This is a genomic window from Halomonas alkalisoli, from assembly GCF_021412585.1.
Lineage (GTDB): Bacteria > Pseudomonadota > Gammaproteobacteria > Pseudomonadales > Halomonadaceae > Halomonas > Halomonas alkalisoli.
In genome coordinates, this window is record NZ_JAKCMI010000023.1 from 42,843 (window position 1) to 67,626 (window position 24,784).

General features: G+C 64.6%; 20 protein-coding genes. 11 read left to right on the forward strand and 9 right to left on the reverse strand.

The window, feature by feature from the left end; all coding sequences use genetic code 11:
• Positions 1 to 331 precede the first annotated feature (331 nt).
• The 3 genes from dctP to LY622_RS08810 all read left to right on the forward strand — a co-directional run bounded on the left by dctP (position 332) and on the right by LY622_RS08810 (position 3,254).
• Entirely contained in the window at positions 332 to 1,348 is a 1,017-nt protein-coding gene (gene dctP, locus LY622_RS08800; protein WP_234281396.1) for a TRAP transporter substrate-binding protein DctP, read from the forward strand.
• A 74-nt stretch (positions 1,349 to 1,422) separates the two neighbouring features.
• Entirely contained in the window at positions 1,423 to 1,953 is a 531-nt protein-coding gene (locus LY622_RS08805; protein ID WP_234290556.1) for a TRAP transporter small permease, read from the forward strand.
• Positions 1,953 to 3,254 (forward strand): TRAP transporter large permease, encoded by a 1,302-nt coding sequence (locus tag LY622_RS08810; protein ID WP_234290557.1) that lies wholly within the window; start codon positions 1,953 to 1,955, stop codon positions 3,252 to 3,254. Before LY622_RS08805 ends, LY622_RS08810 begins: the two co-directional genes overlap by 1 nt.
• Positions 3,255 to 3,306: 52 nt before the next feature.
• Here LY622_RS08810 and LY622_RS08815 read toward each other — a convergent pair whose 3' ends face one another.
• Positions 3,307 to 3,618 (reverse strand): YqfO family protein, encoded by a 312-nt coding sequence (locus LY622_RS08815; RefSeq protein WP_234290558.1) that lies wholly within the window; start codon positions 3,616 to 3,618, stop codon positions 3,307 to 3,309.
• 262 nt (positions 3,619 to 3,880) lie between these two features.
• Here LY622_RS08815 and LY622_RS08820 point away from each other — a divergent pair, with 262 nt between their 5' ends.
• The gene (locus tag LY622_RS08820; protein WP_234290559.1) at positions 3,881 to 4,390 is read left to right on the forward strand and encodes a fasciclin domain-containing protein; all 510 of its coding nucleotides are present in this window, start codon (positions 3,881 to 3,883) and stop codon (positions 4,388 to 4,390) included.
• 104 nt (positions 4,391 to 4,494) lie between these two features.
• Here the strand turns inward: LY622_RS08820 and LY622_RS08825 are convergent, their stop codons facing one another.
• Complete coding sequence (locus LY622_RS08825; protein ID WP_234290560.1) at positions 4,495 to 7,353, reverse strand: AMP-binding protein; 2,859 nt, start codon at positions 7,351 to 7,353, stop codon at positions 4,495 to 4,497.
• Between the two features lie 155 nt (positions 7,354 to 7,508).
• On the opposite strand from LY622_RS08825, the gene LY622_RS08830 reads away from it, so the two are divergent.
• On the forward strand, positions 7,509 to 8,351 hold the full coding sequence (locus LY622_RS08830; protein ID WP_234290561.1) for a fructosamine kinase family protein: 843 nt from the start codon (positions 7,509 to 7,511) through the stop codon (positions 8,349 to 8,351).
• 85 nt (positions 8,352 to 8,436) lie between these two features.
• Positions 8,437 to 8,871, forward strand: coding sequence for a hypothetical protein (locus LY622_RS08835; RefSeq protein ID WP_234290562.1), 435 nt, complete (start codon positions 8,437 to 8,439; stop codon positions 8,869 to 8,871).
• A 25-nt stretch (positions 8,872 to 8,896) separates the two neighbouring features.
• Here the strand turns inward: LY622_RS08835 and cynS are convergent, their stop codons facing one another.
• From cynS to LY622_RS08855, 4 genes are read right to left on the reverse strand one after another with little or no spacing between them, the layout of a single operon-like run.
• A complete protein-coding gene (gene cynS, locus LY622_RS08840; protein ID WP_234290563.1) occupies positions 8,897 to 9,337 on the reverse strand; it encodes a cyanase in 441 nt (146 codons plus the stop codon).
• The gene (locus LY622_RS08845) at positions 9,330 to 10,292 is read right to left on the reverse strand and encodes an ABC transporter ATP-binding protein (protein ID WP_234290564.1); all 963 of its coding nucleotides are present in this window, start codon (positions 10,290 to 10,292) and stop codon (positions 9,330 to 9,332) included. Before LY622_RS08845 ends, cynS begins: the two co-directional genes overlap by 8 nt.
• Positions 10,293 to 10,308: 16 nt before the next feature.
• Entirely contained in the window at positions 10,309 to 11,169 is an 861-nt protein-coding gene (gene ntrB / locus LY622_RS08850) for a nitrate ABC transporter permease (protein WP_234290565.1), read from the reverse strand.
• A 3-nt stretch (positions 11,170 to 11,172) separates the two neighbouring features.
• Positions 11,173 to 12,600: a CmpA/NrtA family ABC transporter substrate-binding protein gene (locus tag LY622_RS08855; RefSeq protein WP_234290566.1), complete on the reverse strand. Its 1,428-nt coding sequence runs from the start codon at positions 12,598 to 12,600 to the stop codon at positions 11,173 to 11,175.
• A 390-nt stretch (positions 12,601 to 12,990) separates the two neighbouring features.
• On the opposite strand from LY622_RS08855, the gene LY622_RS08860 reads away from it, so the two are divergent.
• Positions 12,991 to 14,823 carry a sigma-54 interaction domain-containing protein gene (locus tag LY622_RS08860; protein WP_439649579.1) on the forward strand — a complete coding sequence of 611 codons (1,833 nt, stop codon included), beginning with the start codon at positions 12,991 to 12,993 and terminating at the stop codon, positions 14,821 to 14,823.
• On the opposite strand, the gene LY622_RS08865 is transcribed toward LY622_RS08860, so the two are convergent.
• Complete coding sequence (locus tag LY622_RS08865; protein ID WP_234290568.1) at positions 14,820 to 15,758, reverse strand: alpha/beta fold hydrolase; 939 nt, start codon at positions 15,756 to 15,758, stop codon at positions 14,820 to 14,822. The two genes, LY622_RS08860 and LY622_RS08865, sit on opposite strands and share 4 nt — an antisense overlap.
• Positions 15,759 to 16,025: 267 nt before the next feature.
• Between LY622_RS08865 and LY622_RS08870 the strand changes: the two genes are divergently transcribed.
• From LY622_RS08870 to LY622_RS08880, 3 genes are read left to right on the forward strand one after another with little or no spacing between them, the layout of a single operon-like run.
• Positions 16,026 to 17,264 carry an efflux RND transporter periplasmic adaptor subunit gene (locus LY622_RS08870; protein ID WP_234290569.1) on the forward strand — a complete coding sequence of 413 codons (1,239 nt, stop codon included), beginning with the start codon at positions 16,026 to 16,028 and terminating at the stop codon, positions 17,262 to 17,264.
• Positions 17,264 to 20,407 (forward strand): efflux RND transporter permease subunit, encoded by a 3,144-nt coding sequence (locus LY622_RS08875; protein ID WP_234290570.1) that lies wholly within the window; start codon positions 17,264 to 17,266, stop codon positions 20,405 to 20,407. Before LY622_RS08870 ends, LY622_RS08875 begins: the two co-directional genes overlap by 1 nt.
• On the forward strand, positions 20,400 to 21,833 hold the full coding sequence (locus tag LY622_RS08880; RefSeq protein WP_234290571.1) for an efflux transporter outer membrane subunit: 1,434 nt from the start codon (positions 20,400 to 20,402) through the stop codon (positions 21,831 to 21,833). The genes LY622_RS08875 and LY622_RS08880 overlap by 8 nt, the downstream gene beginning before the upstream one ends.
• A gap of 77 nt (positions 21,834 to 21,910) precedes the next feature.
• Here LY622_RS08880 and LY622_RS08885 read toward each other — a convergent pair whose 3' ends face one another.
• On the reverse strand, positions 21,911 to 22,528 hold the full coding sequence (locus LY622_RS08885; protein WP_234290572.1) for a TetR family transcriptional regulator: 618 nt from the start codon (positions 22,526 to 22,528) through the stop codon (positions 21,911 to 21,913).
• Between the two features lie 185 nt (positions 22,529 to 22,713).
• Between LY622_RS08885 and LY622_RS08890 the strand changes: the two genes are divergently transcribed.
• Positions 22,714 to 23,745, forward strand: a complete 1,032-nt coding sequence (locus LY622_RS08890; protein WP_234290573.1) for a succinylglutamate desuccinylase/aspartoacylase family protein — start codon at positions 22,714 to 22,716, stop codon at positions 23,743 to 23,745.
• A gap of 3 nt (positions 23,746 to 23,748) precedes the next feature.
• Here the strand turns inward: LY622_RS08890 and dusA are convergent, their stop codons facing one another.
• Entirely contained in the window at positions 23,749 to 24,753 is a 1,005-nt protein-coding gene (dusA, locus tag LY622_RS08895; protein ID WP_234290574.1) for a tRNA dihydrouridine(20/20a) synthase DusA, read from the reverse strand.
• Positions 24,754 to 24,784 lie beyond the last annotated feature (31 nt).

Consider the following 24,784-nt stretch of genomic DNA (forward strand, 5'->3'; position numbering starts at 1 on the left):
TGATGGGCATTTTTGCGTCAGGATGTCCATGATCTGGATCAGTTTTTTGATGTGAGCGGTGCGCCGTTGCCGTCCCATATCCGGTTGCGACCTACAGGCATGTGCCGGCGACATCGGCGCCGGTAGCGTTGGTGATGGCTGTTTCGGTACTTCGCCCCGTTCGTGGTGGTTCTCAAGTCGCATGCTGTGTTGTGATGGAGATATTGCACGGTGACGGTCGTTTTTTAGGGTGTTTTTTACCAATTTTACTGTCGATGTGGGTGAATTGACCGCTGTTCTGGCCGGATGTAAACAGGATCTCTCCAAACACAACAACCCGAGAGAGACTGTCATGACACTCGAGCACAAGGGCTCCATCCTTCCCGCCGTTACCGCCTTGTCTGCCGCCATTTTCCTGCTGGGAGCATCGATGAATGCCGATGCCACTACCCTGCGCCTGGCCACCGATTCTGGCACCAAGGGGTCGCCTGCCGGCGACGCCTTGGATCGCTGGGGGCAGTTGATCGAGGAGAAATCCGATGGAGAAATCAAGGTCAATGTTTTCTATCAGAATGAGTTGGGCGGGCAACAGGAGCTCTTCGACCTGCTGATTTCCGGTGACGTACACATGATGCTGAACTGGCCGATGACCTCTTACGATCGCCGTATCGGGGTTATCTATACGCCCTACATGACGCTCTCCTGGGAGGAGGCCTTCGATGCCTACAGCCCCGGGGGCTGGGTCAACGAGCTTCTCGGTGATATCTATGCCGATATCGGCCTCAAGTTCTTCGGTCCCTGGCCGGAGGGCTTCAATGGTGTGGCTTCCCGAGGCAAGTACGCGCTGACCATGGAAGAGGCGGGTGACCTGGCAGTAAGAACCATGACAGTGTTCCCCGCGCCTCAGACCATGCAAGCGTTGGGCTACCAGACTGCGGCTATTGATTGGGGCGAGGTTTATACCGCATTGCAGACCGGAGTGGTCGATGGTGAGGCGGGCAACGTCATCTACTGGCCTTACGAATACTTCCGCGACATTCTCGATTACTACGTCCACACCAAGCACTTCTTCATGACCGGCATCCTGACCATGAACATGGATGCCTTTGAGTCGCTGAGCGAACCCCACCAGCAGGTGGTGACCGAGGCGGCCGAGGCGATCATGAACCAGCAGTTCGTAGCCGCTCAGGAGCAGGATGAGTATTACATCGCCAAGGCACAGGAAGATGGCATGCAGTACTTCGAGCTCTCCGACGAGCAGCTTCACGAATTCGCGCTGCGTGCTCGAGAGCAGGTGTGGCCGCTGATGGGCCGTGAAATTGGCCAGGAGATCATGGATGTGATCCGCGCCAATGCCACGCCGCTTTGAGCGGTGCTGGTGATCAGATGTCAACGCAGGTCGGCTCGGATTCGGGTCGGCCTGCCCGGTGTGGGGTCTTTACCATGACGACATTTCTGACAGGGCTGGACCGGGCGGTCGGTGGGCTGCTCAACTTTATTGCCTTTGCCGCAAGCCTGCTGGTCGTGGGCCTTATGATCTTCCTAATCCTGGCGCGCTATGTATTCGGATGGTCGCTGGTTGGTACCTTGGAGCTGGTCATGCTGGCCGGTATGTGGCTGTACATGACGGGTGCGCTGATCGCCAGTCGCAAGAATGAGCATCTGGTGGTGGACTTTCTCGAGTTGCAGATCCGTGATTCCCGCATTCGCGCGCTACACAAGGTCCTGGTGTCGGTAATCGTGGCGGTGATCTGCGCCTGCTTCGTCTACTGGTCCTACCGAATGCTCTCATGGGGTCTGGTGCGCCCGCAGCGCACCCCGGAGTTGGCCATTCCGTTGTGGATTTCACAGGCGTCGATCATGGTCGCGAGCGTGGGCTGTTTTTGCTACGCGCTGCGCGATGTGCTCGTAGGTATTCGCGCGTTCCAAGAAGTGCCGCGCGGGTCCCGGTTGGAAGCGGAAGGAGAGCAGTAATGGAAGGTTTGTTTGCAATTCTGCTGCTGCTGGTCCTGATGGGGCTGGGTGTGCCTATCGCCTGGTCTTTCGCCGGGGTGCTGGCGTACCTGGCGTTCGTCTACGACGCCAATTTCAATACCTTAATGATGCAGGGCTTCCGCTCGGTGGATTCGGTGATCCTGATCGCGCTGCCGCTGTTCGTGCTGACTGGTTATCTGATGCAAAGTGGTGGCATCGCCACGCGACTGGTGGTGTTCATCGAAACTCTGGTAGGCAGACGGCGCGGTGGAATGGGAGCATCGCTGGTGCTGGCCTCGGGCATATTCGGCGCCATTGCCGGGACTGCCACCGCGGCGGTCGCGTCGATCGGGACTATCATGGTCGGGCCCTTGGAGCAGCGTGGCTATCCACGCGGCTACTCTTCCGCGCTGCTGGGCATCTCGTCGCTGCTGGGCATACTGATTCCGCCCTCGATTACCATGATACTGTTTGCGGTGGTCACACGGCAGTCGGTGGCAGCGCTGTTTGCCGCTACCGTTGGCCCGGCACTGCTGCTGATCATCGGGCTGATCCTGGTCAATCGTTTCGCATGCGGGCGGTTGTTCCAGGAGGTGGCAGGCCAGGAGAGCCTCACTGGGGCCAAGCCTGTCACACGTACCCGCGCCAGCCTCAACGCCTTTCCAGCGCTGTGTCTGCCGGTGATCATTCTCGGTGGCATCTACGGTGGAGTCTTCACGCCCACCGAGGCGGCGGCAGTGGCGGCCTTTGCAGCCATCGTCATCGGTTTTCTGGTCTACCGCGACCAGTCGCTGAGGAGCTTCTATCGTAGCGTGATCGCGGCCTCGGAGACCACCGGCTCGATCATCCTGATCTTGCTATTCTCTTTCATGATCGGTCGGATACTGGCCGCCGAGCGGGTACCCCAAGAACTCACTGAGCTGATTACGCTGCTGATCAGCGACCCGCTGCTGATCCTGATCACGGTGAACATCTTCCTGATTCTCGCCGGGGCCATGCTCGACGACGTCTCGGTGACGGTGGTCATCGCGCCGCTGTTCCTGCCTCTGATGGTACAGACCGGCGTCGACCCAGTGCATTATGCCGCCATCGTCGCTTGTTCGGTGGTGATTGGCGCCAACAGCCCGCCGGTGGCGCCAATCCTCTACATGGCCTGTCGCATCGGGCGGGTATCAATCCACAAGACCTTCTCGCCAGCGCTGATGCTGATTGCCGTGGTGGGTATTCCGGTGATGCTGATTACCACCTTTGTGCCTGAACTGTCGCTGTTCCTGCCGCGCCAGCTAGGCTTTATCCGCTGAACCGGAGGCTGCAAGCGCCGCAGTGGATCAGTCCCTCTGTGGCGCTTGCGCTTCACAGCGTTTCCAGCTTCCAAACATCGAAGGCGGGTTCCTCATAGGGGTGAGCGGCTCTCAGGGCCGCCACCGCTTCCTCTATGAGATCATCCTCGCAGACCAGCTCCACCTTGAGCTCCTCCACCTGCTCCAGGTCGCCGACCTGGCCGATATGCGGGCTGGCACCGTCCAATGGGCGGAACTGCCCCGTACCCGGCGTCTGGAAGCAGCAGGCCTCGTAGTTGCCTATTCTCCCCGCGCCGGTCGCGAACACGGCTTCCTTGACGGCTTCGGCGTCCTCGACGGGGACGTAGAACGCTAACTTGTACATAGCTTGATCTCCTCTCTTTTCCGTCTCTTCTCTGCTCTCTCTTCCTGCTCTTCTCTCGTTAGCTCGCTGTGATGGCAGCGACGGCACTGACAGGAGTGTGGTGTCGGTGGGGCGAGCGAAAAAAATGTTGTACAAGTGCTGAACTAGTTGTCCAGATAGTGTACAAATATACTACCGTGTATAAGGATTCGGGCATCGCCCCCACTCCTGCCGGTCAATTTCACCGCCCTTCGGGGCAGCAAGACACCAAGGAGCATCACTAATGAATGCCTTTACCGTCACAGCACCCAAGTGGATCGGCGCCAGCCTTCTCGGCCTTGCACTCGCGACCTCAGCCCATGCCGGTAGCCATGATCATGCCCATGACGATATCGTCGATACTGCCATCGGCGCCGGGCAGTTCGAAACCCTGGTCGCAGCGGTTCAGGCGGCCGAGCTTGTCGAGGTACTCAAGGGTGAGGGGCCCTTCACGGTTTTCGCACCGACCGATGAGGCCTTCGCGGCACTGCCCGAAGGTACCGTAGACACGCTGCTGCTGCCCGAGAACCAGGCCCAGCTGCAGGCGATACTCACCTATCACGTGGTACCTGGAAACGTGATGGCCGCAGAGGCCATGGAACTGGACAGCGCCACCACCGTGCAGGGCCAGGACATCACCATCACCACCATGGATGGCAGCGTGATGATCAACGACGCCACCGTAGTCCAGGCCGATATCGAGGCCAGCAACGGGGTGATCCATGTGATCGATGGCGTTCTGATGCCGGAGTGAGACGAGCCCCGCATCTCGTCTACCTCTTCCGCTTGCCACTCTTCGGAGTGGCTTTTTTGTGCTCAGATGCCCAGGAGCCTGTCGGGACTTGCAGTCGATGAGCGTCAAGCCCGGCTGGCTCCCAGGTCCGGTTCGCCGGATTCCGCCACGATGAACGTTCGGGCCTCGTTGCGCAGCCTGACCGCTTCGGACCAGTCCGAACTTCGGGGCTGGAGCGGGGCGCCCACCACGACATCCACCGTGCCGGGATGGGGCAGCCACTCCTTGCCGCGCAGTAACACGCGACTCCCCCGAATGGCCACCGGTACTACCGCTACCTGGGCCTTGGCGGCCGAGACGAAGGCGCCCATATGGAAGTCCTGCACCCCGGGCTCCGGCCGAAAGGTTCCTTCGGGAAAAAATGCCGGCGACCCGCCTTCCCGTGCGGTCTGAAGCACCTTCTCGGTGGTGTGGTTGGCCTCCCGCGTATTGTCGCGCTCGACGAACAGCACGCCCATGCGCTCGAGTACGAACCGGGTGAGAAACGGCTGACTGAGTTCGGCCTTGGCCAGATAGTGAAAGCCGTACGGAAACACGGCCGTCAGAATCAGCGCGTCCAGGTAGCTGGCGTGATTGGCCACCAGCACGCAGGGCTCGCGGTGGGGAAAGCGGGCCAGGCCATGTGCCCGGGTACGAATGCCCGTCAACAGCGAGGCGATGCGGGCAATATAGTGGGCGACTCGCCAGCGCCAGGCGAGCCGGGGCAAGGGCAGGGCGAGGAGGGCGACCAGCGCCATGGCAATGCCGAAGATGGCCCAGGCATAGCCGGCATAGAGCCATTCGCCGGCTCGGCTGGCGCCATGGCGCCAGCGCTGCAAGGCCGAGCGTAGCGCCAGCCCGGTGACCTGTCGCCAGACGGGCGCCTGGCCCTTTTCCAACTGCCCGCTGCGGTAGCGCTCTGCCGTGGCACCGCGGCGAATCTTGCCGCTCGAGGTCTTCAGCACGCCATGGGGTGGCACCAGGCGTATGTCGTCGGGCGGGAGGTTGACGATATCCACCGTTACGCTGGCGATCTCATGGGTGATGGCCTCGCGCTGCATCGCGTCGTCGACATGGGTCTCGGCCACCACGACCAGTTCCTCGATACCGCTTTCGGCATTGGGATTGCCGAATACCGCCACGCAGCCCTTTCTGATCCCCTCAAGACCGCCGATGGCCTCCTCGAGATCGTAGGGATAGATGTTGCGCCCACCGCGAACCAGGACATCCTTTCGCCGGCCACTGAGGTGGATGTCACCATCGGCGAGATAGCCCCTGTCCCCGGTGCGTAGCCACTCGCCGTGGTACAGCTTGCGGCTCTCCTCGGCGTTATTGAAGTAACCCTGGGTGGCGGAGGGGCCGCGAAATTCGATGTCGCCTTCATGACGTTCAGGCAGCGCTTCCCCCTGTGGGTCGACGATACGAACCGAGTAGCCGGGTAGGGGCGGGCCGCAGTTGACGAAGGTCTGGGCGGCTTCGGGATCCGGTTCCGGCCGGGCCTCGCCGGTGGTGGCGAAGACCTCGCGGTGGACGGCGTCGAGGATCACGCCGCGGCCGGGCGTGGCCACGCAGAGCCCGACGGCGGCCTCGGCCAGCCCGTATACCGGCATCAGGGCCTCCTGGCGCAGCCCGCAGGGCGCCAGCGTCTCGGCAAAACGCTCGAAGGTGCGAGCGCTGACCGGCTCGGCGCCGTTGAAGGCGATGCGCCAACTGCTCAGGTCCAGCGCCTCCAGCTGTTCCGGGCGAGCTGACCGAAGGCAGAGTTCGTAGCCGAAATTGGGCGACCCGGCGATCGTGCCCCGGTGGCGCTGGATCAGCTCGAGCCAGCGCAGCGGGTGCGACAGGAACGAGAGCGGCGACATCACCACCAGCGGGATGGCGTAATAGAGGCTGGCGAGCCAGGCCGCGATCAGCCCCATGTCATGGTAGAGCGGCAGCCAGCTGACGAACACGTCCTCGGGCGTGGCTTCCAGCCGCTTGCCCATGGCGCGGATATTGGCCAGCAGCTGCGCATGGGTCAGCATGACCCCCTTGGGATCGCCGGTACTGCCTGAGGTGTACTGCAGCAGCGCCAGGCTCGAGCCCTCCGGTGTCATGGCCGCCGCGGTGTCACTCCCGTCGCAGAGTTCCGCCACCGTCACGATGGCCTCGAGATGCGGCGCGTCTGCGCGCAGCAGGTGGGCGACACGTCGCGCCTCGGGAACGGTGACCAGGACCTCCGCTCCGGCGTTGGTCAGAATGCGGCCATGGCGCCGCAGGTGCTCCTCGAGCTGTGCCGGCCGTGCCGGCGGGTAGATCGGTACGGGCACCGCACCGGCGCGAAGAATGCCCAGGAAGGCGATGAAGTAGTCCGGTGAGGTCGGCAGCATCAGGGCGACCCGGTCGCCGGCCTCGACGCCCCGGGCCAGCAGCGCTGCGGCGATGTCTCGGCCGCCCCGGTCGAGTTCTCCGTAGCTCAGCGTCCGGGGCTCGTCCTCATCGCCGTAGATGAACAGGTGTGGCCGCTCGGGATGGCGTTCCAGGTGCCAATCCATGGCCGCATTGAGCGTCTCGGCGCTTTCCGGCTCGCCCTCCACTGGCTCCAATGGGGTGGTGGGAGTGGCGGTCGGTTCCTGTGTCGCCTCCGCCACCGGGTCGGCGGTGGCATCCGCGTCGGCGGCCTTGCCACGGGCTCGTTGCAGCGCATCCAGCAGCGCGGCGGGTGTCTCCGCCATCAGGGCTTCTTCGGGCAGCTTGACGTCGAAGGCGTGTTCGATTCGCAGGAGCAGCTCGGAGCGGGCCAGACTGTCCAGGCCGAGATCCCGGTCCAGCCGCGACTGCAATGACGGGGAGCGTGGCTCAGCCCCGTCCGGCTGCAATTCGCGGGCCATCTCTTCAACGATGGCGAGCAGCCGCTGCTGTGGCGTCCTGCCCTGCGGCGGCTCGCGGTTGGAACGTTCCGTCATTCGACACCTCTCGTCATGCCTCCCAGAGTCGTGCACGGGGGGGTATCGTTACTGTAGGAGTTTGTGCGCCGGGATGTATAACGCAAACTCGGTCTGCTGCGCTTGCGTGGGTGGCCGAGGCTCCTAGGGGTTGGCAATCAATGGAGGGGAAGATCATGGAAACCGCGCTGTCGTCGCTGCTGCAGATCGCCGGACTCGAACCGCAAGGGCAGCTCCGCCCCCTGGGCGGTGGCGATATCGCTGCCGTCTACTGGCTGGATACCCGCCAGGGAGCGGTAGTGATCAAGCGTGACGATCACGCCCGCCTGGCCGGGGAGGCCGATGGGCTGCGTGCCCTGCGCGAGGCGGGCACGCCGCTGGTGGTGCCCGAGGTGCTGGGGGTGGGCGAGGGTTGGCTGGTGATGGAAGCCCTCGAGCGTATGTCGCCCTCTACGGTCAGTGCAGCGGCCCTGGGGGAGGGGCTGCGCCATCTCCACGCCCACACTGCAGCCGAGCACGGCTGGCCGCGGGACAACGCCTGTGGGCGCACGCCCCAGCCCAATGCCTCTCTCGCCGATGGTCGGGATTTTCAGCGCGAGCGGCGCCTGCTGCCTCTGGCAAGGGCCTGCCATGAGCGCGGGCTGCTGGATGCCAGCCTGCGTGAACGGATCGAGCGTATTGCCCATGGGCTGGAAGCGTGGCTGCCCGATGTGCCGGCGAGCCTGGTGCATGGTGACCTCTGGTCGGGCAATGTGCTGTACACGCCGCGGGGGCCGGCGATCATCGACCCGGCGGTCTATTGCCACTATCCCGAAGTGGATCTGGCCATGCTGACGCTGTTCGGCTCGCCCCCTGACGCCTTCTTCGAGGCCTACTGGGATGCCTCGCCTCCCGACGACTGGCCGCGGCGCGAGGCGCTGTTTCAGCTCTACCCGCTACTCAACCACCTGTTGCTGTTCGGCGGGGGGTATCGCAATGCGGTTGCCCGAGCCACGGCCAGGGTCGAGTCGGGCGGCTGATCGGGCAGGCGATCCCCGTTCCGTGCCTATACTGATATTTGTATCGGGCGGACGCACCGCCTGCAGGAATGTGAAGGAGAGCGTCATGCACACGCTCATCAGGCGGTTGTCGCTGCTACTGCTCCTGGTGCTGCCGATTTGCGTCCTCGCCGACGAGGCGTCGGCGGCATCAGGTGACCAGCACGTCTACTGGCATCCTCCCTACCTGGTGATCGATGTGCCCCATCAGCCGCCGGTCTCGGTGGTGCTGCCCGGCCCACGGCTGCCCTGGCAGCAGGGCTACTGGCATCGGGCACCTTCGCCGCCCCACCCGCCGAGCCCGCCTGGCGTGTTCCAGCGGCATGGGATGTGGCGCGACGATGTGGCCAGGCAGCGCCCCGACGGCGAGGCGCGCCGGGAAGGCGCACGCATCGAGTCTCATGCCGGCGGCACGATCACGCGTAGCCGCGGGAAAAGCGGCAGCCGCATCGAGACCCACCCGGGGGGCTCGGTAATCCGCAGCCGCCCCCGGGCAGAGTAGCTCTTCCCGGGCCAGGGGCCGGCGGCTACCAGGCCTTGTAGGGCAGGAACTTGCCGTTCAGCGTTAGTAGCACCCGGTCACCCTTGGGGTCCTCGATCTTGTCGACGTCCATGGTGAAATCGATGGCGCTCATGATGCCGTCGCCGAACTTCTCCTGGACCACGTCCTTGAGGGTTTCTCCGTAGACGCCTACGACCTCATAGAGGCGATAGATGAAGGGGTCCTGGGGAATGGCCTCGTCCCAGGCCTTGGTCGGGAAGGCAGCCAGGGCCTCGGCGACTTCGGTATCGACCTCGAGGGCATCGCAGAGCTTGTGGGCCACCTCGGCGCTGGCACTGTTCATGCCATAGCAGGTCGAGGCGACCCATACCGGTGACATGCCGACGGCCTTGCCGATCTCGTCCCAGCTCATCTTCTTGCGTGCCTTGGCGGCGAGCAGGGTATGGCGCATTTCGAGCTTATCCATGGTGGGTCTCCTTGGGAGTGAATCTGACCAGCTTCTGGTCTGTATCGATGGCGGCGGGGTCGCCTGCCGTCGGGGTATCTACCGCATCGTCACCGGCCGCCGCCAACGCGATCGGGTTGACCGCCCGGGGGTAGCGAAGCCCGTTCCCGTCAAGCTCGCTGGAGGTCATGATGGCCGAGCGGGTCACCAGAAAATCCACCAGGTAGTTGCGGATGGGGTAGAAGTGGGGGTGCTTGATGATCTCGGCGCGCTGACGCGGCCGGGGCAGGTCGATTTCCACCGCCTCGGCGATCCGCGCTTCGGGCCCGTTGGTCATCAGGAAGATACGGTCGGCGAGCAGGATCGCCTCGTCGACGTCGTGGGTGATCATGAACACCGTCTGTTGGTCCTGACTCCAGATCTTGATCAGCTCATCCTGAATGACGCCGCGGGTCAGGGCGTCCAGCGCACCGAAGGGTTCGTCGAGCAGCAAGAGCTTGGGCTTGGTGGCGAAGGCGCGGGCGATACTGACTCGCTGGCGCATGCCGCCCGAAAGCTGTGCCGGCTTGCGCTCCACCACGTCCTTGAGGCCGACCATTTCCAGGTATTTGAGGCTGTGCTCGGTCACCTTGGCCTCGTCCCAGGCCTTCCAGCGGGCGCGTACGCCGAAGCGCACATTGTCCAGTGCCGACAGCCAGGGCAGCAGGCTGTAGTTCTGGAACACCACGCCCCGCTCCAGCCCCGGGCCGTCGATTTCCTTGCCCTCCATGATCATGGCGCCGTCACTGAACCGGTCGAGGCCGGCCAGGGCATTCATGATGGTTGACTTACCGCAACCGGAGTGGCCGATGATGCAGACGAACTCGCCTTTTTCGAGCTTGAAGCTGACGTTCTCGAAGACCGTCAGGTCATCGCTGCCCCTGGCGCCGGGAAAGCGTTTGGCGGCTTGCTGGACTTCTACGAAGGCGTGACTCATGTCTCTCTCCTGGAGGTTATTCCTGATAGGCGACCAGTTTGGCGACGGCGCCGAGGGCCAGGTCGAGCAGCATGCCCACCACGCCGATCATCAGGATCGAAAAGATCACGCTGGTTAGGTCGAGGTTGTTCCACTCGTTCCACACGTAGTAGCCGATGCCGGTACCGCCCACGAGCATCTCGGCGGCGACGATCACCAGCCAGGCGATACCGATGGAAATTCGCATGCCGGTCAGGATGGTCGGCGCCGCGGCGGGAAGAATCACCTTGAATGCGGTCGCAAGCGGCGACAGCTCGTGGGTGCGGGCGACGTTGACCCAGTCCTCCCTGACGCCGGCCACACCGAACGCCGTATTCAGCAGCATCGGCCAGATCGAGCAGATGAAGATGACGAAGATCGCCGAGGCCTCGGAGTCCTGGATGATGAACAGCGCCAGGGGCATCCAGGCAAGCGGCGAAATTGGTCGCAGTACCTGAATGAAGGGATTGAGCGCCTTGTACATCAGTGGCGACATGCCGATCAGAAAGCCCAGCGGAATCGCGATCGCCGCCGCCAGCAGGTAGCCTGTCAGCACGCGATACAGCGAATAGCCCAACTGGATGCCGATGCCCTTGTCGTTGGGACCGGCATCATAGAAGGGGTTGGACAGTTCCTCCCAGGCGCGCACCAGAACCTCCGACGGTGGCGGCACCTTGGCAGTCTGGTCGGCACCGGCCATCAGCTGTTCGTACTCGCTCAGCTCGCCCCCGCCGCCGCCCAATATCGGCACCTGATTGAGCCCCTCCCAGAGCCCCAGACCGATGACCAGGAGTACCACGGCCAGCAGGCCGGCGCGTACGTTGAGGCTGAAGTTCCACTCGGTCGTCGTGCGGTCCATGGTTCAGCTCCTGCGGATATCGAAGCTTTCGAGGTAGGCTTCGGGCTGGGTGTAGTCGAAGGTCTTGCCCATGATCTCGAAGTTGCGTGAGTTCTCCTCCGGCGCCTCGTAGCCCAGTTCGCGCATCACCTCACGGGCATCGCTGGCGAGATAGACGTCTCGCGCGACTTGCTGGTAGTCCACATGGCCGTCGATGTAGCCCCAGCGCTTCATCTGGGTAAGGATCCACACCGCCATGGAGTGCCAGGGGAAGGGGTCGAAGTCGATGCGATCGGGCACCCGTTGGACTTCACCCAGGCCGTCGGCAAAGGTGCCTGTCAGGACCTGCTCGATGACCGTGACCGGCTGGTTGAGGTAATTGGTCGGGGCGATGGCCTCGGCGATCTCCGAGCGATTCTCGGGATTCGAGGAGTACTGGGTGGCATCGATGATCGCCCGCAGCAGGGCGCCATAGGTGTTGGGATTCTCCCGGGCGAATTGGGCGCTGGTGGCGAAGGCACAGCAGGGGTGGCCCTCCCAGATTTCCTTGGTCAGCAGGTGGATGAAGCCGATGCGCTCGTAGACGGCTCGCTGGTTGAAGGGGTCCGGCGAGAGGAAGCCGTCGATATTGCCGGCGCGCAGGTTGGCGACCATCTCGGGCGGCGGGATCACCCGGATCTGAATGTCCTGGTCGGGGTCGAGACCATGCTCGGCGACGTAGTAGCGCAGCAGGAAGTTGTGCATCGAGTACTCGAAAGGCACGCCGAAGGTGAACCCCTTCCACTGCTGAGGGTCGCGCTTGTCCTGGTGGTCGTTGTGCAGGACGATCGCCTGGCCGTTGATGTTCTCTACGGCGGGCATGATGAAGTGCTCGGGGTTGGAGCCTGCGCCGAGTGTCATGGCCAGCGGCATCGGGGTCAGCATATGGGCGGCGTCGTACTCGCGGTTGAGCGACTTGTCCCGGGCCACTGCCCAGCCGGCGGTCTTGATCACCGAGACGTCCAGGCCGTAGCGCTCATAGAAGCCCATGGGGTGGGCCATGATGATCGGCGTGGCGCAGGTGATCGGCACGAAGCCGATATCCAGCCGGGTCTTCTCCAGCGGGCCCAGGTCCTCCTTGACCGCCGCCTTGATGGCGTCCATGGGGAACAGGCTGGCCAGGGCGGCGGCCACGGTGCCGCCGCCCACCAGTTTCATGAACTGGCGGCGGTGCATGTCGCTGTGGCCGAAGATGCCGCGCACCAGGGCACTCTCGACCACACGATCCATCATGTCGTCGCTGTTGACCTGGGTGCCGGGCCGCTCACCGGGCTGTGCCGCCGAGTGGGCCGGCATGATGCGTGGAGCGTCGTCGGCCAGGCAGGTCTGGCAGTCGCAGTGGCGGCCATGGACCAGCGACTGCCTGTGATCGAAGGGGTTGCCCAGGCTGTTGTGATCGTTGTGGTTGGTCATGTTGTTATTCACCTCGCTGGAGCAGGGGGAGGATGCGCTGTGCCGGAATGGTGCAAGGATGGGTGCCGGCGCCGCTTACCCTGATAAAGCGAATTTGGTGCCAGGAACCTCGTTGGAGAAAAGAACCAAGGTTTTTCAATAGACTGGCGTATGGGGTATGAGCCGGGGCTGGATGTGCGCCGGTGACGAAATATCGTATTTGGCGATATTTCGTTGAATAATTGGCGGATTTTCGTATATGGCGCGGGTCTTGTATGGAAAGGGGGGAGAAGAGGTTCCATTGAGGATCGTGCCACGATGAACAGCGACTCACGTGCGTTGCCCAGGGAGGATGGCTCCCGAGCATCGCCTGCGCTCTCCGACCGGATATTTACTCTGTCGCCCCAGGCCATGCTGGTCGTCGATCCATTTAGCGACAGGCTGATCGATGCCAACGCGGCAGCCTGCGAACTGCTGGGCGGTGAACCGCATCTGCTGTCGGCACGACCCTTCAGCCATTTCCTGGGTGCCTCGCTTCCGCTATGGGTCAGCTTTACCGATGAGGCGCTGCACCGGTCGCCGGCCTGGTCCGACGACCTGGTGCTGCTCGACCTGACCCGCCAGCCACACCATGTCGAGACCTTCGCCCAGGTGCTGGATGGTCATAGCGAACTGCTGCTGACCCTGGTCGATCGCGACAAGGCCGAGCAGCGGCGCGCCAAGGCCGATCTAGGGCGTCAGCATCGTCGCGGCCATGTGGGCTGGCAACGTGTCGAGCAGGTCTTCGAGCGTATCGAGCGCCAGAACCAGTTGATCCTGGGAGCCGCGGGAGAGGGCATCTATGGCCTTGATGCAGAGGGCAGGACCACCTTCGTCAATCCGGCGGCCGAGCGCATCCTGGGCTGGAGCAGTGATGACATGGTAGGGCATGACGCGCACCTCCTGTTTCACCATACCCGCGCCGACGGCAGCCACTTTCCCGTTCAACAGTGTTCGATTCATGCTTCATTCAGCGATGGCCAGGTACACCGGGTCGATGACGAAGTCTTCTGGCACAAGAACGGCGAGGCGATACCGGTGGAATATACCAGCACTCCTATATTCGAAATGGGGCGGCTGGTGGGTGCGGTGGTGCTGTTTCGTGATATTCGTGAGCGCAAGCTGGCCGAGCAGCAGCTGCGCGATGCGCTCACCGAAGTGGAGTCTCTCAAGCAGCGCCTCGAACTCGAGAACCAGTATCTGCAGGAAGAGATCAAGGCTGAACTCAATCACCGGGAGATCGTCGGCGAGAGCCCGGCTGTCGCCCAATTGATCCGCCAGATCGCACTGGTTGCCCCCACGGACGCAAACGTGTTGATCAGCGGTGAGTCGGGCACCGGCAAGGAGCTGATTGCCCGTGCGATCCATGTGGGCAGTGAACGCAGCGATCGACCGCTGATACGGGTGAACTGTGCGGCGATTCCCCGCGACCTGTTCGAAAGCGAGTTCTTCGGCCACGTGAGGGGGGCCTTCACCGGGGCGGTGAACGACCGTCCCGGTCGTTTCGAGCTGGCCGATGGCGGCACCCTGTTTCTCGACGAAGTGGGGGAAATTCCGCTGGAGCTGCAGAGCAAGCTGCTCCGAGTGCTGCAGGATCAGCAGTTCGAGCGGGTGGGGGATAACGTTACGCGGGAAGTGGATGTCCGAGTGATCGCGGCGACAAATCGTGAGTTGCGAGAAATGATCGACGAGGGAAGCTTCCGCGAAGATCTGTATTTCCGCCTCAATGTCTTTCCCATCGACTCCGTGCCGCTGCGAAGTCGAATCGGGGACGTGCCTCTGCTGGCACGCCACTTTCTGCTGCGGGCGTGCCAGAAATTCAACAAGCCGGGAGTACGGATCCCCCCCGCTCAGCTCGAGATCCTCCAGCGCTATAGCTGGCCGGGTAATATCCGCGAACTGGAGAATGTCATCGAGCGCCAGGTGATCGTCACCCAGGACCGGCGGCTCACGTTCGACGATCTTCTGGCCGGGAAGTCGCCTTGGCCGCGAGACGAGCTGGGCACTGTGACCGAAGAGCAGGGGCCACTACCCGAGCAGGAGCTTTGCCGGCGGCAGCGCGACAACGCCATAGCGGCACTGAGGCAGTGTGCGGGCAAGGTGTCGGGGGAGGGCGGGGCCGCCGAGCTGCTGGGGCTGAAGCCGACCACCCTTTTCTCCCGGCTGAAGGGCTGGGGAGTGATGCCGCGGGATTTTCGCCGCTAGTCGGTCTCCCTTAGGCGGTTTTCCCGCCTCATCCAACTGAGCATGCGCTGCCACCAGGAGCTCTCGAGGCGCTGTGGCTGGAGCGGCAGTCGTTGCCGGTGGGGGCGGGCGAGAAACTCGGCGATGGGGGCGACCTGGCTGTCACGGTCGAGCATCGGGGCATGGCCGCAGCCGGGCACCTCCAGGGTGACCAGGCCGGGCTGTGCCTCGGCCATGCTCAGGACGCTGTCGGCGTCCAGCAGCGGCGATTCGGCGCCACGTATCACCATCAGCGGGCAGCGGATCGCCCGCCAGTCTGCCCAGCTGTTGCGGGGCGTGTCATAGATGAATTGTTCGCCGATCCGTGGATCGTAGTGGTAGGTCCAGCTGCCGTCGGGCAGGCGTCGAGCGCTGCCCAGTGCCAGCCGGCGCCAGGCGTCGTCGCCCTCGATGCCGAAGCCGCCATAGTGGCTGCGCAGCTCCGTCTCCAACTGGCCGAAGGTGGCGAAGCGGTGCGGCCTGCCGAAATAGAGGGCCAGTTGCGTCAGGCCGTCGGTATTCAGCTCGGGACCCACGTCGTTGAGCACCAGGCGTTCGATGCGATGGGCGCTGTCGGCCTCGGCCGCCAGCAGCATTCCCAGCAGCCCACCCATGGACGTGCCCACCCAGGGAACCTGTTCCAGCGAGAAGTGATCCAGCACGGCCAGCGCCACTTTCTTGTAGCGGTGATAGAGGTAGTCCTGGGCCGGAATGGGCGACCAGCTCGAGAGTCCGCGTCCCGGGGTGTCCGGCGCCAGGACTCGCCATTCGGGACCAAGCGCCCGGGCGAAGCCTTCGAAATCGCCACCGTGGCGTGCCAGGCCATGCCAGGCGACCACGGTTTTCGGTGCGTCGGGGTGCCAGATGCGTACCGCTACTTCCAGCCCTCGCAGCGGAACCAGTTCCAGTGCATCCATGGGTGTCTCCGTCAAATCAGCTATGCTGCTATGCAGCATAGCCTGTTTCCCCTTCGCTTGCCTCACTTGAGGGAGGCACCGGAGTATTTCGCCAAGTCACGAAGACCTTGTGCAAGGCTAGTATACATACAAGGTTGTAGCTATAATCCGTCGCACGCTAACAACCCGCCATGCGACCCCCTGCTGTTGGGCGTGTTGCCCCTGACGAACCACGATATGCAGCGGAGATCTTTTATGCATCAGTCACCCCCGGGAGGGCGTGCCCCCGTGAAATGGATTCTGGCGCTTGGGCTGCTGGCCACACTGCTCGCGGGCTGCGAGCAGGGCGACAACGCCGGTGGTGGCGCCATGGGAGGCGGCGAGCGTCCCCCGCCCCAGGTCAGCGTACTGGGGGTCGAGCCACGCTCGGTCGATGTGGTCGAGGAGTATGCCGCCCGTGTGCGTGGCTCCCGGGAGGTGGAAGTGCGTGCGCGGGTGCAGGGCATCCTCGAGGAGCGCCTCTATACGGAGGGTCAGGTGGTCGAGGAGGGCGAGCCGCTGTTTCACATCGACCGCGAGCCCTATGAGATCGAGCTTCAGCGGGCACAGGCGGAGCGGGCCAATGCCCAGGCGGAGCTGAACCAGGCCCGGCGCGAGTGGCAGCGTATCTCGACGCTCTACAACCAGAATGCGGTCAGCGAGCGGGAGCGTGACACGGCGCTGTCGGCTCGCGAACTGGCCGAGGCACGCTTCGCGCTCACCGAGACCGGGGTGGCAAATGCCGAGTTGAATCTCGACTATACCGAGGTGCGGGCCCCCCTGGCCGGGATGACCGGGCTCGAGAGCTTCCCGGAAGGGAGCCTGATCGAGCGGGGCACGCTCTTGACCACCGTGACCCAGCAGGACCCCGTCCACGTGCGCTTCTCGCTGCCCGAGGGCGACGCCACCCTGCAGCGCACCGCTCGCCGGGCCATGGCCGCCAGTGGTGAAGAGCATCAGCGGGAGGCGCTGCTGATCCTGCCCGATGGCAGCGAGTATGCCGAGACCGGCATCGTCGATTTCACCGCCAGCACCATCGACCCCCGCACCGGCAGCGTCTCGGCCCGGGCCGTCTTTCCCAACGCCGGCGGCGACGTCGTGCCCGGGCAGTTCGTGCGTATCAAGCTGAAGGCCCAGACCCTCGACGATGTCTTCCTGATTCCTCAGGAGGCGGTGGGCCAGGGCCCCGAGGGGGCGCGCGTCTTCGTGGTGGTCGATGATGCTGCCGAATCGCGCACCGTCGAGCTGGGACCCGTTGTCGACAGCCGCCAGGTCGTGCTGGCGGGGCTCGAGCCGGGCGACCGACTCGTGGTCAATGGCCAGGTCGCCCTGCAGGACGGCATGCCGGCCCAGGCCAATGAGGTCGAGAGCCACGAAGAGGCCCTGGAGGAAGCGGCGAATGCCGAGGCTTCCGCCGCCGAGACGTCTGGCGCCGAACTTGGGCCTGACGACGCCGAGGCCGATATCCAGGCCGACGAGGAGGCATGATGTTAAGGCTATTCATCGATCGGCCGATCTTTGCCTCGGTTATCTCCCTGATCATCGTGCTGGCCGGCCTCGCTGCCCTGCGGGCGCTGCCGGTGGAGCAGTATCCCGACGTGGTGCCGCCCCAGGTGGTGGTCCAGGCCCAGTATCCCGGTGCCAGCGCCGAGGTGATTGCCGAGGCGGTGGCCGCACCGCTGGAGCAGGAGATCAACGGCGTCGACAACATGCTCTACATGGAGTCGAGCGCCACCGACGCCGGCAGTCTGCAGATCACCGTGTCCTTCGAGATGGGCACCGATCCCGACCAGGCGGCGATCAACGTCAACAACCGGGTGCAGGCCGCAACGGCCCGGCTACCCCAGCAGGTGCGTAACCAGGGGGTTCGTGTCGAGGCACGCTCCACCAACCTGCTGATGGTACCGGTGATGTATTCACCGGATGGCAGCCAGGATCCGCTGTTCATCTCCAACTACGCACTGCTCAACGTACTCGACGAGCTGGTACGGATCCCGGGCGTGGGGGACGCCTCGCTGTTCGGCGCCCAGGACTACTCGATGCGCATCTGGCTCTCTCCGGACAAGCTCGCCCAGTACGACCTGACGCCTTCCGAGGTGGCCGGCGCCATTCGCGAGCAGAACGCCCAGTTCGCCGCCGGCCGGCTGGGGGCAGAGCCAGCGCCCGAGGACCAGGCCTTCACCTTCACGGTGACGACACGCGGCCAGCTCTCCGATCCCGAGGAGTTCGAGCGCATCATCCTGCGCGCCGATGAAGAGGGCGGCACCCTGCGCCTTGGCGACGTGGCCCGTGCCGAACTGGGTGCCCAGAACTACGCCTTTACTGCCACCTACAATGGGCAGGCGGCGGTGCCCATGGGCGTCTACCTGCAGCCGGGGGCCAATGCCCTGGAGACCGCCACTGCGGTGCGCGAGGCGCTGGACGCCGTGGCCGATCGCTTCCCCGAGGGTGTCGAATATACCGTGCCCTACGACACCACCGAGTTCGTCGAGATCTCCATCCGCGAGGTGTTCATCACCCTGCTGATGGCGGTGGGGCTGGTGGTGCTGGTCACCTTCATGTTCCTGCAGCACCTGCGGGCCACCTTGATCCCCGTGATCGCCATTCCGGTATCGCTGATCGGTACCTTCGCCGGCATGCTGGCACTGGGCTTCTCGGTCAATCTCTTGACCCTGTTCGGCCTGGTCCTGGCCATCGGCATCGTGGTGGACAACGCCATCATCGTGCTGGAAAACGTCGACCGTCTGATAAACGAGCAGGGCATGCGCGCCCGTGAGGCCTCCATCGAGACCATGAAACAGGTGGCCGGTGCGGTGGTGTCATCGACGCTGGTGCTGGTGGCGGTATTTGCCCCGGTCACGTTCCTCGGAGGCCTGACCGGTGAACTCTATCGCCAGTTTGCGGTGACCATCGCCATCTCGGTGGTGGTGTCCGGCGTCGTGGCGCTGACACTGACGCCTGCCATGTGTGCCATGCTGCTCGACAAGCAGTCCCACTCCGTCGCCAAGCCGTTCCAGTGGTTCAATGCCGGTTTCGACCGCTTGACCCGTGGTTTCAGCTGGCTGGTGAGCAAGCTGCTGCGCCACGCGGTGATCGGCGTGCTGCTGTTCATCGGCGTGCTCGCCCTGACGCTGTTTTCGCTGAGCCGTCTGCCCCCGGGCCTGGTGCCTCAGGAGGATCAGGGTGTGGCGCTGGTGGTCTATCAGTTGCCGGCCGTCTCGGCGCTGGGTCGCACGGAGGCCGTGCGCGACCGGGTCTCGGCCATGCTCACCGAGATGGACGAGGTCGACGAATTCACCAGCTTCGCCGGTTTCGACATCATCGCCGGCTCGCTGCGCAGCAATACCGGGGTGGGCTTCGCCAACCTGGCGGACTGGAACGACCGCCGCGGGCCGGGGCAGGACGCGCAGTCGCTCACCGGCCGCATCATGGGCATGGGCGCGGGCATCCCGGAAGCCAACGTGTTCGCCTTCACCCCGCCGCCGATCATGGGGCTGTCGCTGACCGGGGGCGTCGAGGGTTACCTGCAGGTCCGTGGTGATGCTACGCCCCAGGAGATCCAGGCGATCGCCGGCGAGCTGGCTGCAGCCGCCAACGAGCGGCCCGAACTGTCCAACGCCCGCACCACCCTGGATACCAGCATTCCCCGCTTCACCGCCGAGGTGGACCGTGAGAAGGCACGGGCCATGGGTGTGCCGATCAACCAGATCTTCGAGACCATGCAGAGCACCTTCGGCGCGCTCTACGTCAACGACTTCACCCTGGCCGGCCGCAACTGGCAGGTCAACCTGCAGTCGGAAGGCGAGTTCCGCAGCCAGCCGGAGGACCTCAACAAGGTCTTCGTGCGCTCGGAGTATGGCGAGATGTTGCCGCTGAGTTCGCTGGTGACCCTCGAGCGCGCGCCGGGGCCGGACATCATCAACCGCTTCAATGTCTATCCGGCGGCCAAGTTCATGGCCGACGCGGCGCCGGGCTACACCACCGGCCAGGCCAAGGCGGCCATGGACGAGGTGGCAGCACAGGTATTGACCCAGGGCAACACCCAGCTCGGCTGGATCGGCGAGGCCTTTCAGCTTGACGCCGCCGCCGGTGCCGGCGGGCTGGCCTTCGGCCTGGGCATGATCATGGTGCTGCTGATCCTGGCGGCCCAGTACGAGCGGCTGACACTGCCGTTGGCGGTGGTGACGGCGGTGCCGTTCGGCGTGCTGGGAGCGGCGCTGGCGGCGATGCTGCGCGGCTTCCCCAATGACGTCTACTTCCAGGTGGGGCTGCTGGTGCTGATCGGCCTGGCCGCCAAGAATGCCATCCTGATCGTCGAGTTTGCCGCTCAGAACCGGCGCGCCGGGATGAGCTCGACCGATGCGGCTCTGGCCGCGGCACAGCAGCGCTTCCGGGCGATCCTGATGACGGCGTTGACCTTCATCATCGGCTCGCTGCCGCTGGTCTTCGCCACCGGGGCGGGGGCTGCCAGCCGACAGGAAATCGGCACCGTGGTAGTCGGCGGTATGCTGTTGGCAAGCTCCCTGGCCCTGATCTTCGTGCCGCTGGCCTACAAGCTGCTGGAGGACCTGGGGACCTGGCGCCGCGATCGCAAGGCAAGCCGCCAGGGAGAGGAGCCGACCCATGCGTAACCGTTCACTGCTTCGCACCGGTCGCCTACCCTCGCTGGCATTGGCCACGGCACTGCTGGCCGGCTGTGCCATGGGTCCCGACTATCGTGCCCCCGAGCTGGCGCTGCCCGACGAGTGGCCCGAGCATGTGATGCTCTCCGCCGAGGCCCGCCAGGAGTGGCAGAGCTGGTGGACCCGCTTCGAGGACCCGTCATTGGACAGGCTGGTCGAGCGGGCGGTCGACGACAATCTGGATATCCGCCTGCAGCTGGCGCGCATCGAAGAGGCGCGGGCGCGCCTGGGCCTGGCCCGTGCCGAACAGCTGCCCTCGGTGGGTGCCCAGGCCGAGGCTTCGCGGGAGCGCACACCCGGCACGGCCTCGCCGCTGGGGCAGAGCACTACCGGCAACCTGTTTTCGCTGGCCGGCGTGCTCAACTATGAGCTCGATCTCTGGGGCCGGCTGGATCGCGAGCGCGAGGCCTCCGAGGCCCTGCTCGAGCAGAGCGAGTTCGCCCGTGATGCGGTGCGCCTGAACGTGATCGCCGATGTAGTGGCCACCTACTTCGACCTGCGCAACGCCGAGCGTCAGCTTCGAATCACCGAGGAGACGGTGGCGTCCCGCGAGGAGACCTACCGGATCGAGCAGATTCGCTTCGACTCCGGCGAGACCGGTGAGCTGGCCCTGCGTCAGGCCCAGTCGGAGCTGGAAACCACCCGTGCCCAACTGCCCGGCCAGAAGCAGCGGGTCAGGATGCTGGAGGGTGCGCTGGCCATCCTGGTGGGAATGAGCCCGGCGGAGCTGATGGACGAGCTCGATTTCGGAGACACCCAGCTGGCGGATATCGTGCTGCCCGACAGTGTGCCTGCCGTACTGCCTTCCAGCCTGCTGCAGCGTCGGCCGGATATCCGCTCCGCCGAGGCGGGGCTGATAGCGGCCAATGCCTCCATCGGCGTGGCCGAGGCGAGCCGCCTGCCCACCCTCAACCTGGGCGGCTTCCTGGGAACGGCAGCGGGTGACAGCAGTGACCTGTTCACCACCGCCGCCCAGACCTGGGGGCTCTCCGCCACGGTCATGGGGCCGCTGTTCGACTTCGGCCGCTCCCGCTCCCGGGTCGACACCGCCGAAGCGCTGGCCGCCCAGGCCGAGGTTCAGTACCGCGCCACGGTCAACCAGGCGTTCAACGAGGTTCGCAACGCCCTGGTCATCTTCGAGACCAGTGGCGAGCGCATCGAGGCGACACAGGCCCAGGTGGAGGCACTGGCACGCACCCTGGAGCTGGCGGAAGTGCGCTATCGGGAAGGCTTCGTTGGCTTCATCGAGCTGCTCGATGCCCAGCGGGCACTGCTCTCGGCGGAGCTGGCGCTGTCGGAGGCGATGCGCGACCGCCTGACCGCCACCGCCACGCTGTTCAAGGCGCTGGGTGGCGGCTGGGAGGCCGATGCCTGAAGGCGGCGAAGGCGTGAACGAAAACGGGCCGGATCCTCAGGGGATCCGGCCCGTTGTCGTTGTGGAGCCGCAAAGCGTCAGGGCTCGCGGGCGAGCAGTTTAAGCAGCGTATCGACCAGCTCCGTGCCGCGCTCGCGGATCGAGAAGTGCTCGTGATTGCGCAGCCAGTCGTGAAAAAGCCCGCCCAGGCTTGATTGCAGCAGCCGCGCTGCCAGTTCCGGCGTGATGTCGGGGCGCAGCAGCCGATGCTCGCAGGCGACCGTGAAGTATTCGATGAGTGCTCCACAGGATTCCTCGGCGATCTCGTTCTGCATGGCCAGGGGATCGATCTCGCCAAACACTTCGCAGTGGTGGATCAGGATGGCGTGGACCCGGCGATAGCGGGGCTGCTCGAGTCGCGTCAAGCCCTGGCGGCAGGCCAGGCGGATCGCTTCCAGCGGTGCATCGGCGAGTGCCGGGTCATCGACTTCGTCGACCAGTTCCTGAAAGGGCATGCGCACCCGGTCGAGCATGGCGCGAAACAGGTCAGCCTTGTTGCGGAAATGCCAGTATACCGCGCCGCGGGTCATCCCTGCCTGGCGCGCAATCTGCTCCAGCGAGGTACGGGAGACGCCACGCTCGAGAAAGATCTCCTCGGCGGCATCCAGCAGGGCTTCACGGGTGGCAGCGGCTTCCGCCTTGGTGCGTCTGGCCATGGTAGGGTGCGTCTCTCCTCATACATAACGGGGCATGCATAACGGGGCATGGCCGCTATTCTACCGGAGCGGCCCTTCTTTTACATTCAACTCTGTATGGATGTGGTGCGAGGGTCCATCCTCGTCATTCTGCCGCCATCGCGGTATAAGAGAGTGAACATTGTTCTGTTACAGGAAGCCGCAGCATGGCTCGCGCCCCCTTCGAACTCGCTGGCGTCAAGGTGATGCCGGGAAACCGAATCCAGATCGATGTGCCGGTGGCACGCCTCTATACCCACGCACCGTTGCACATTCCCGTGGAAGTGGTTCACGGGCGTCAGCAGGGGCCAATATTGCTGGTATGTGGCGGCATTCACGGCGATGAGATCAATGGCGTCGAGATCGTCCGCCGCCTGCTGCGCTCGAAACAGATCCAGGGTCTGCGCGGTACCCTGGTGGCAGTGCCGATCGTCAACGTGTTCGGCTTCATGCAGCACACGCGCTACCTGCCGGATCGGCGTGACCTCAACCGCTGCTTTCCCGGCAGTGAATCGGGCTCGCTGGGAGGCCGTGTCGCGGCACTGTTCCGCGAGCAGATCGTCGACCACGCCACCCATATCATCGACCTGCACACCGGGGCCATTCATCGCACCAACCTGCCGCAGATTCGCGCCCAGCTCAGCCCCGGGAGCGAGACCGAGCGGATGGCCAACGCCTTTGGCGCCCCGGTGATTCTCAACGCCGAGCTGCGTGAAGGCAGCCTGCGCCACTATGCACAGAACCGTGGTATTCCCGTACTGACCTATGAGGCCGGCGAGGCGCTGCGTTTCGACGAGTGGGCGATCACCCCGGGGGTGCGCGGGGTGCTGCGGGTCATGCGCCGGCTGGGCATGCTCACCGGCGAGCATCGGCGTCGGTTGCCGCCCGCGGCGGAGCTGGCCAACGGCTCGAGCTGGGCGCGAGCGCCCATCGATGGCATCCTGCGGCCCAAGGTACGCCTCGGGGCACGGGTAGCAACGGGCGAGGTGCTGGGCAGGGTGGCCGACCCCTTCGGTAACGCCGAAGCGACCGTCAAGTCCATGGCCGACGGCATCGTCATCGGCATGAGCCGGCTGCCCCTGGCCAACGAGGGCGAAGCGCTCTTCCACATCGCCCGTTTCGATGAGATCGAAGAGGCCGAGAGTGCCGTGGAGGGCTTCCATTCCAGCCTGGAGCCGCCTCCGGATTCGCTCTATTGAGCGTCAGGCCGTCTCTGTCTCGGTCGCCGGAGTCGTCTCCGGCACCAGGCTGAGCGCGTCGTCGAAGACTCGCAGGCAGGCGCCGTCCAGGTGGCCGTTCTCGGATAAGTGGCGACGGAAGCGGCGCCCGCCCGGCCGGCCCTGGAACAGGCCCAGCAGGTGGCGGGTGATGTGGTTTAGCTTGGCACCCTCGTCGAGGCGCCGGGCAATGTAGGGGCGAAAGGCGCGGGCGGCGGCATGGCGGCTGGTTGCCGGGCCCGCAACGCCATAGAACGCCTCGTCCACGTCGGCCAGTAGCCATGGGTTCTGGTAGGCCTCGCGGCCCACCATCACGCTGTCGACCTGGGCGAGCTGTTCGTGGCACTCCTCCAGCGTCTTGATACCGCCGTTGATGCCGATATGCAGCTCCGGCCGACTCGCCTTGAGGCGATGCACCCGCGGGTAGTTGAGCGGCGGCACGTCACGGTTCTGCTTGGGCGAGAGCCCCTGCAGCCACGCCTTGCGCGCGTGGACGATGAACACCTCGCAGCCGGCGTCCGCCACCTGGGCGATGAAGCGCTCCAGGTCGGCATCCTCGTCCTGGTCGTCGATACCGATGCGGCATTTCACCGTCACCGGGATCGACACCGCCTCGCGCATGGCGCGCACCGCTGCCGCCACCTTCTCCGGATACGCCATCAGGCAGGCGCCGATCAGGTTGTTCTGCACCCTGTCGCTGGGGCAGCCCACGTTGAGGTTGACCTCGTCATAACCCCACGCCTCGGCGATGGCCGCACACTCGGCCAGCTCGCCGGCATCGCTGCCGCCCAGCTGCAGCGCCAGTGGATGCTCCACTTGGTCGTAACCGAGGAAGCGCTCCCGCGGGCTGCCGTGGAGGATGGCCCCGGTGGTCACCATCTCGGTATACAGCAGGGCGCGCCGGGTCAGCGTGCGCACGAAGGCTCTCTGGTCCCTGGTAGTCCAGTCCATCATCGGGGCAACAGAAAAGGTGCGGTCGAGCTCAGGCATCGGCATCACTGGGTAGGGCGGAGGAAGGGCA

What these genes read in the sequence shown, in the direction of transcription:
- dctP (WP_234281396.1), top strand. Translation starts at nt 332, where the DNA reads ATGACACTCGAGCACAAGGGCTCCATCCTTCCCGCCGTTACCGCCTTG.
- LY622_RS08805 (WP_234290556.1), top strand. Translation starts at nt 1,423, where the DNA reads ATGACGACATTTCTGACAGGGCTGGACCGGGCGGTCGGTGGGCTGCTC.
- LY622_RS08810 (WP_234290557.1), top strand. Translation starts at nt 1,953, where the DNA reads ATGGAAGGTTTGTTTGCAATTCTGCTGCTGCTGGTCCTGATGGGGCTG.
- LY622_RS08815 (WP_234290558.1), bottom strand. Translation starts at nt 3,618, where the DNA reads ATGTACAAGTTAGCGTTCTACGTCCCCGTCGAGGACGCCGAAGCCGTC.
- LY622_RS08820 (WP_234290559.1), top strand. Translation starts at nt 3,881, where the DNA reads ATGAATGCCTTTACCGTCACAGCACCCAAGTGGATCGGCGCCAGCCTT.
- LY622_RS08825 (WP_234290560.1), bottom strand. Translation starts at nt 7,353, where the DNA reads ATGACGGAACGTTCCAACCGCGAGCCGCCGCAGGGCAGGACGCCACAG.
- LY622_RS08830 (WP_234290561.1), top strand. Translation starts at nt 7,509, where the DNA reads ATGGAAACCGCGCTGTCGTCGCTGCTGCAGATCGCCGGACTCGAACCG.
- LY622_RS08835 (WP_234290562.1), top strand. Translation starts at nt 8,437, where the DNA reads ATGCACACGCTCATCAGGCGGTTGTCGCTGCTACTGCTCCTGGTGCTG.
- cynS (WP_234290563.1), bottom strand. Translation starts at nt 9,337, where the DNA reads ATGGATAAGCTCGAAATGCGCCATACCCTGCTCGCCGCCAAGGCACGC.
- LY622_RS08845 (WP_234290564.1), bottom strand. Translation starts at nt 10,292, where the DNA reads ATGAGTCACGCCTTCGTAGAAGTCCAGCAAGCCGCCAAACGCTTTCCC.
- ntrB (WP_234290565.1), bottom strand. Translation starts at nt 11,169, where the DNA reads ATGGACCGCACGACGACCGAGTGGAACTTCAGCCTCAACGTACGCGCC.
- LY622_RS08855 (WP_234290566.1), bottom strand. Translation starts at nt 12,600, where the DNA reads ATGACCAACCACAACGATCACAACAGCCTGGGCAACCCCTTCGATCAC.
- LY622_RS08860 (WP_439649579.1), top strand. Translation starts at nt 12,991, where the DNA reads ATGCTGGTCGTCGATCCATTTAGCGACAGGCTGATCGATGCCAACGCG.
- LY622_RS08865 (WP_234290568.1), bottom strand. Translation starts at nt 15,758, where the DNA reads ATGGATGCACTGGAACTGGTTCCGCTGCGAGGGCTGGAAGTAGCGGTA.
- LY622_RS08875 (WP_234290570.1), top strand. Translation starts at nt 17,264, where the DNA reads ATGTTAAGGCTATTCATCGATCGGCCGATCTTTGCCTCGGTTATCTCC.
- LY622_RS08880 (WP_234290571.1), top strand. Translation starts at nt 20,400, where the DNA reads ATGCGTAACCGTTCACTGCTTCGCACCGGTCGCCTACCCTCGCTGGCA.
- LY622_RS08885 (WP_234290572.1), bottom strand. Translation starts at nt 22,528, where the DNA reads ATGGCCAGACGCACCAAGGCGGAAGCCGCTGCCACCCGTGAAGCCCTG.
- LY622_RS08890 (WP_234290573.1), top strand. Translation starts at nt 22,714, where the DNA reads ATGGCTCGCGCCCCCTTCGAACTCGCTGGCGTCAAGGTGATGCCGGGA.
- dusA (WP_234290574.1), bottom strand. Translation starts at nt 24,753, where the DNA reads ATGCCTGAGCTCGACCGCACCTTTTCTGTTGCCCCGATGATGGACTGG.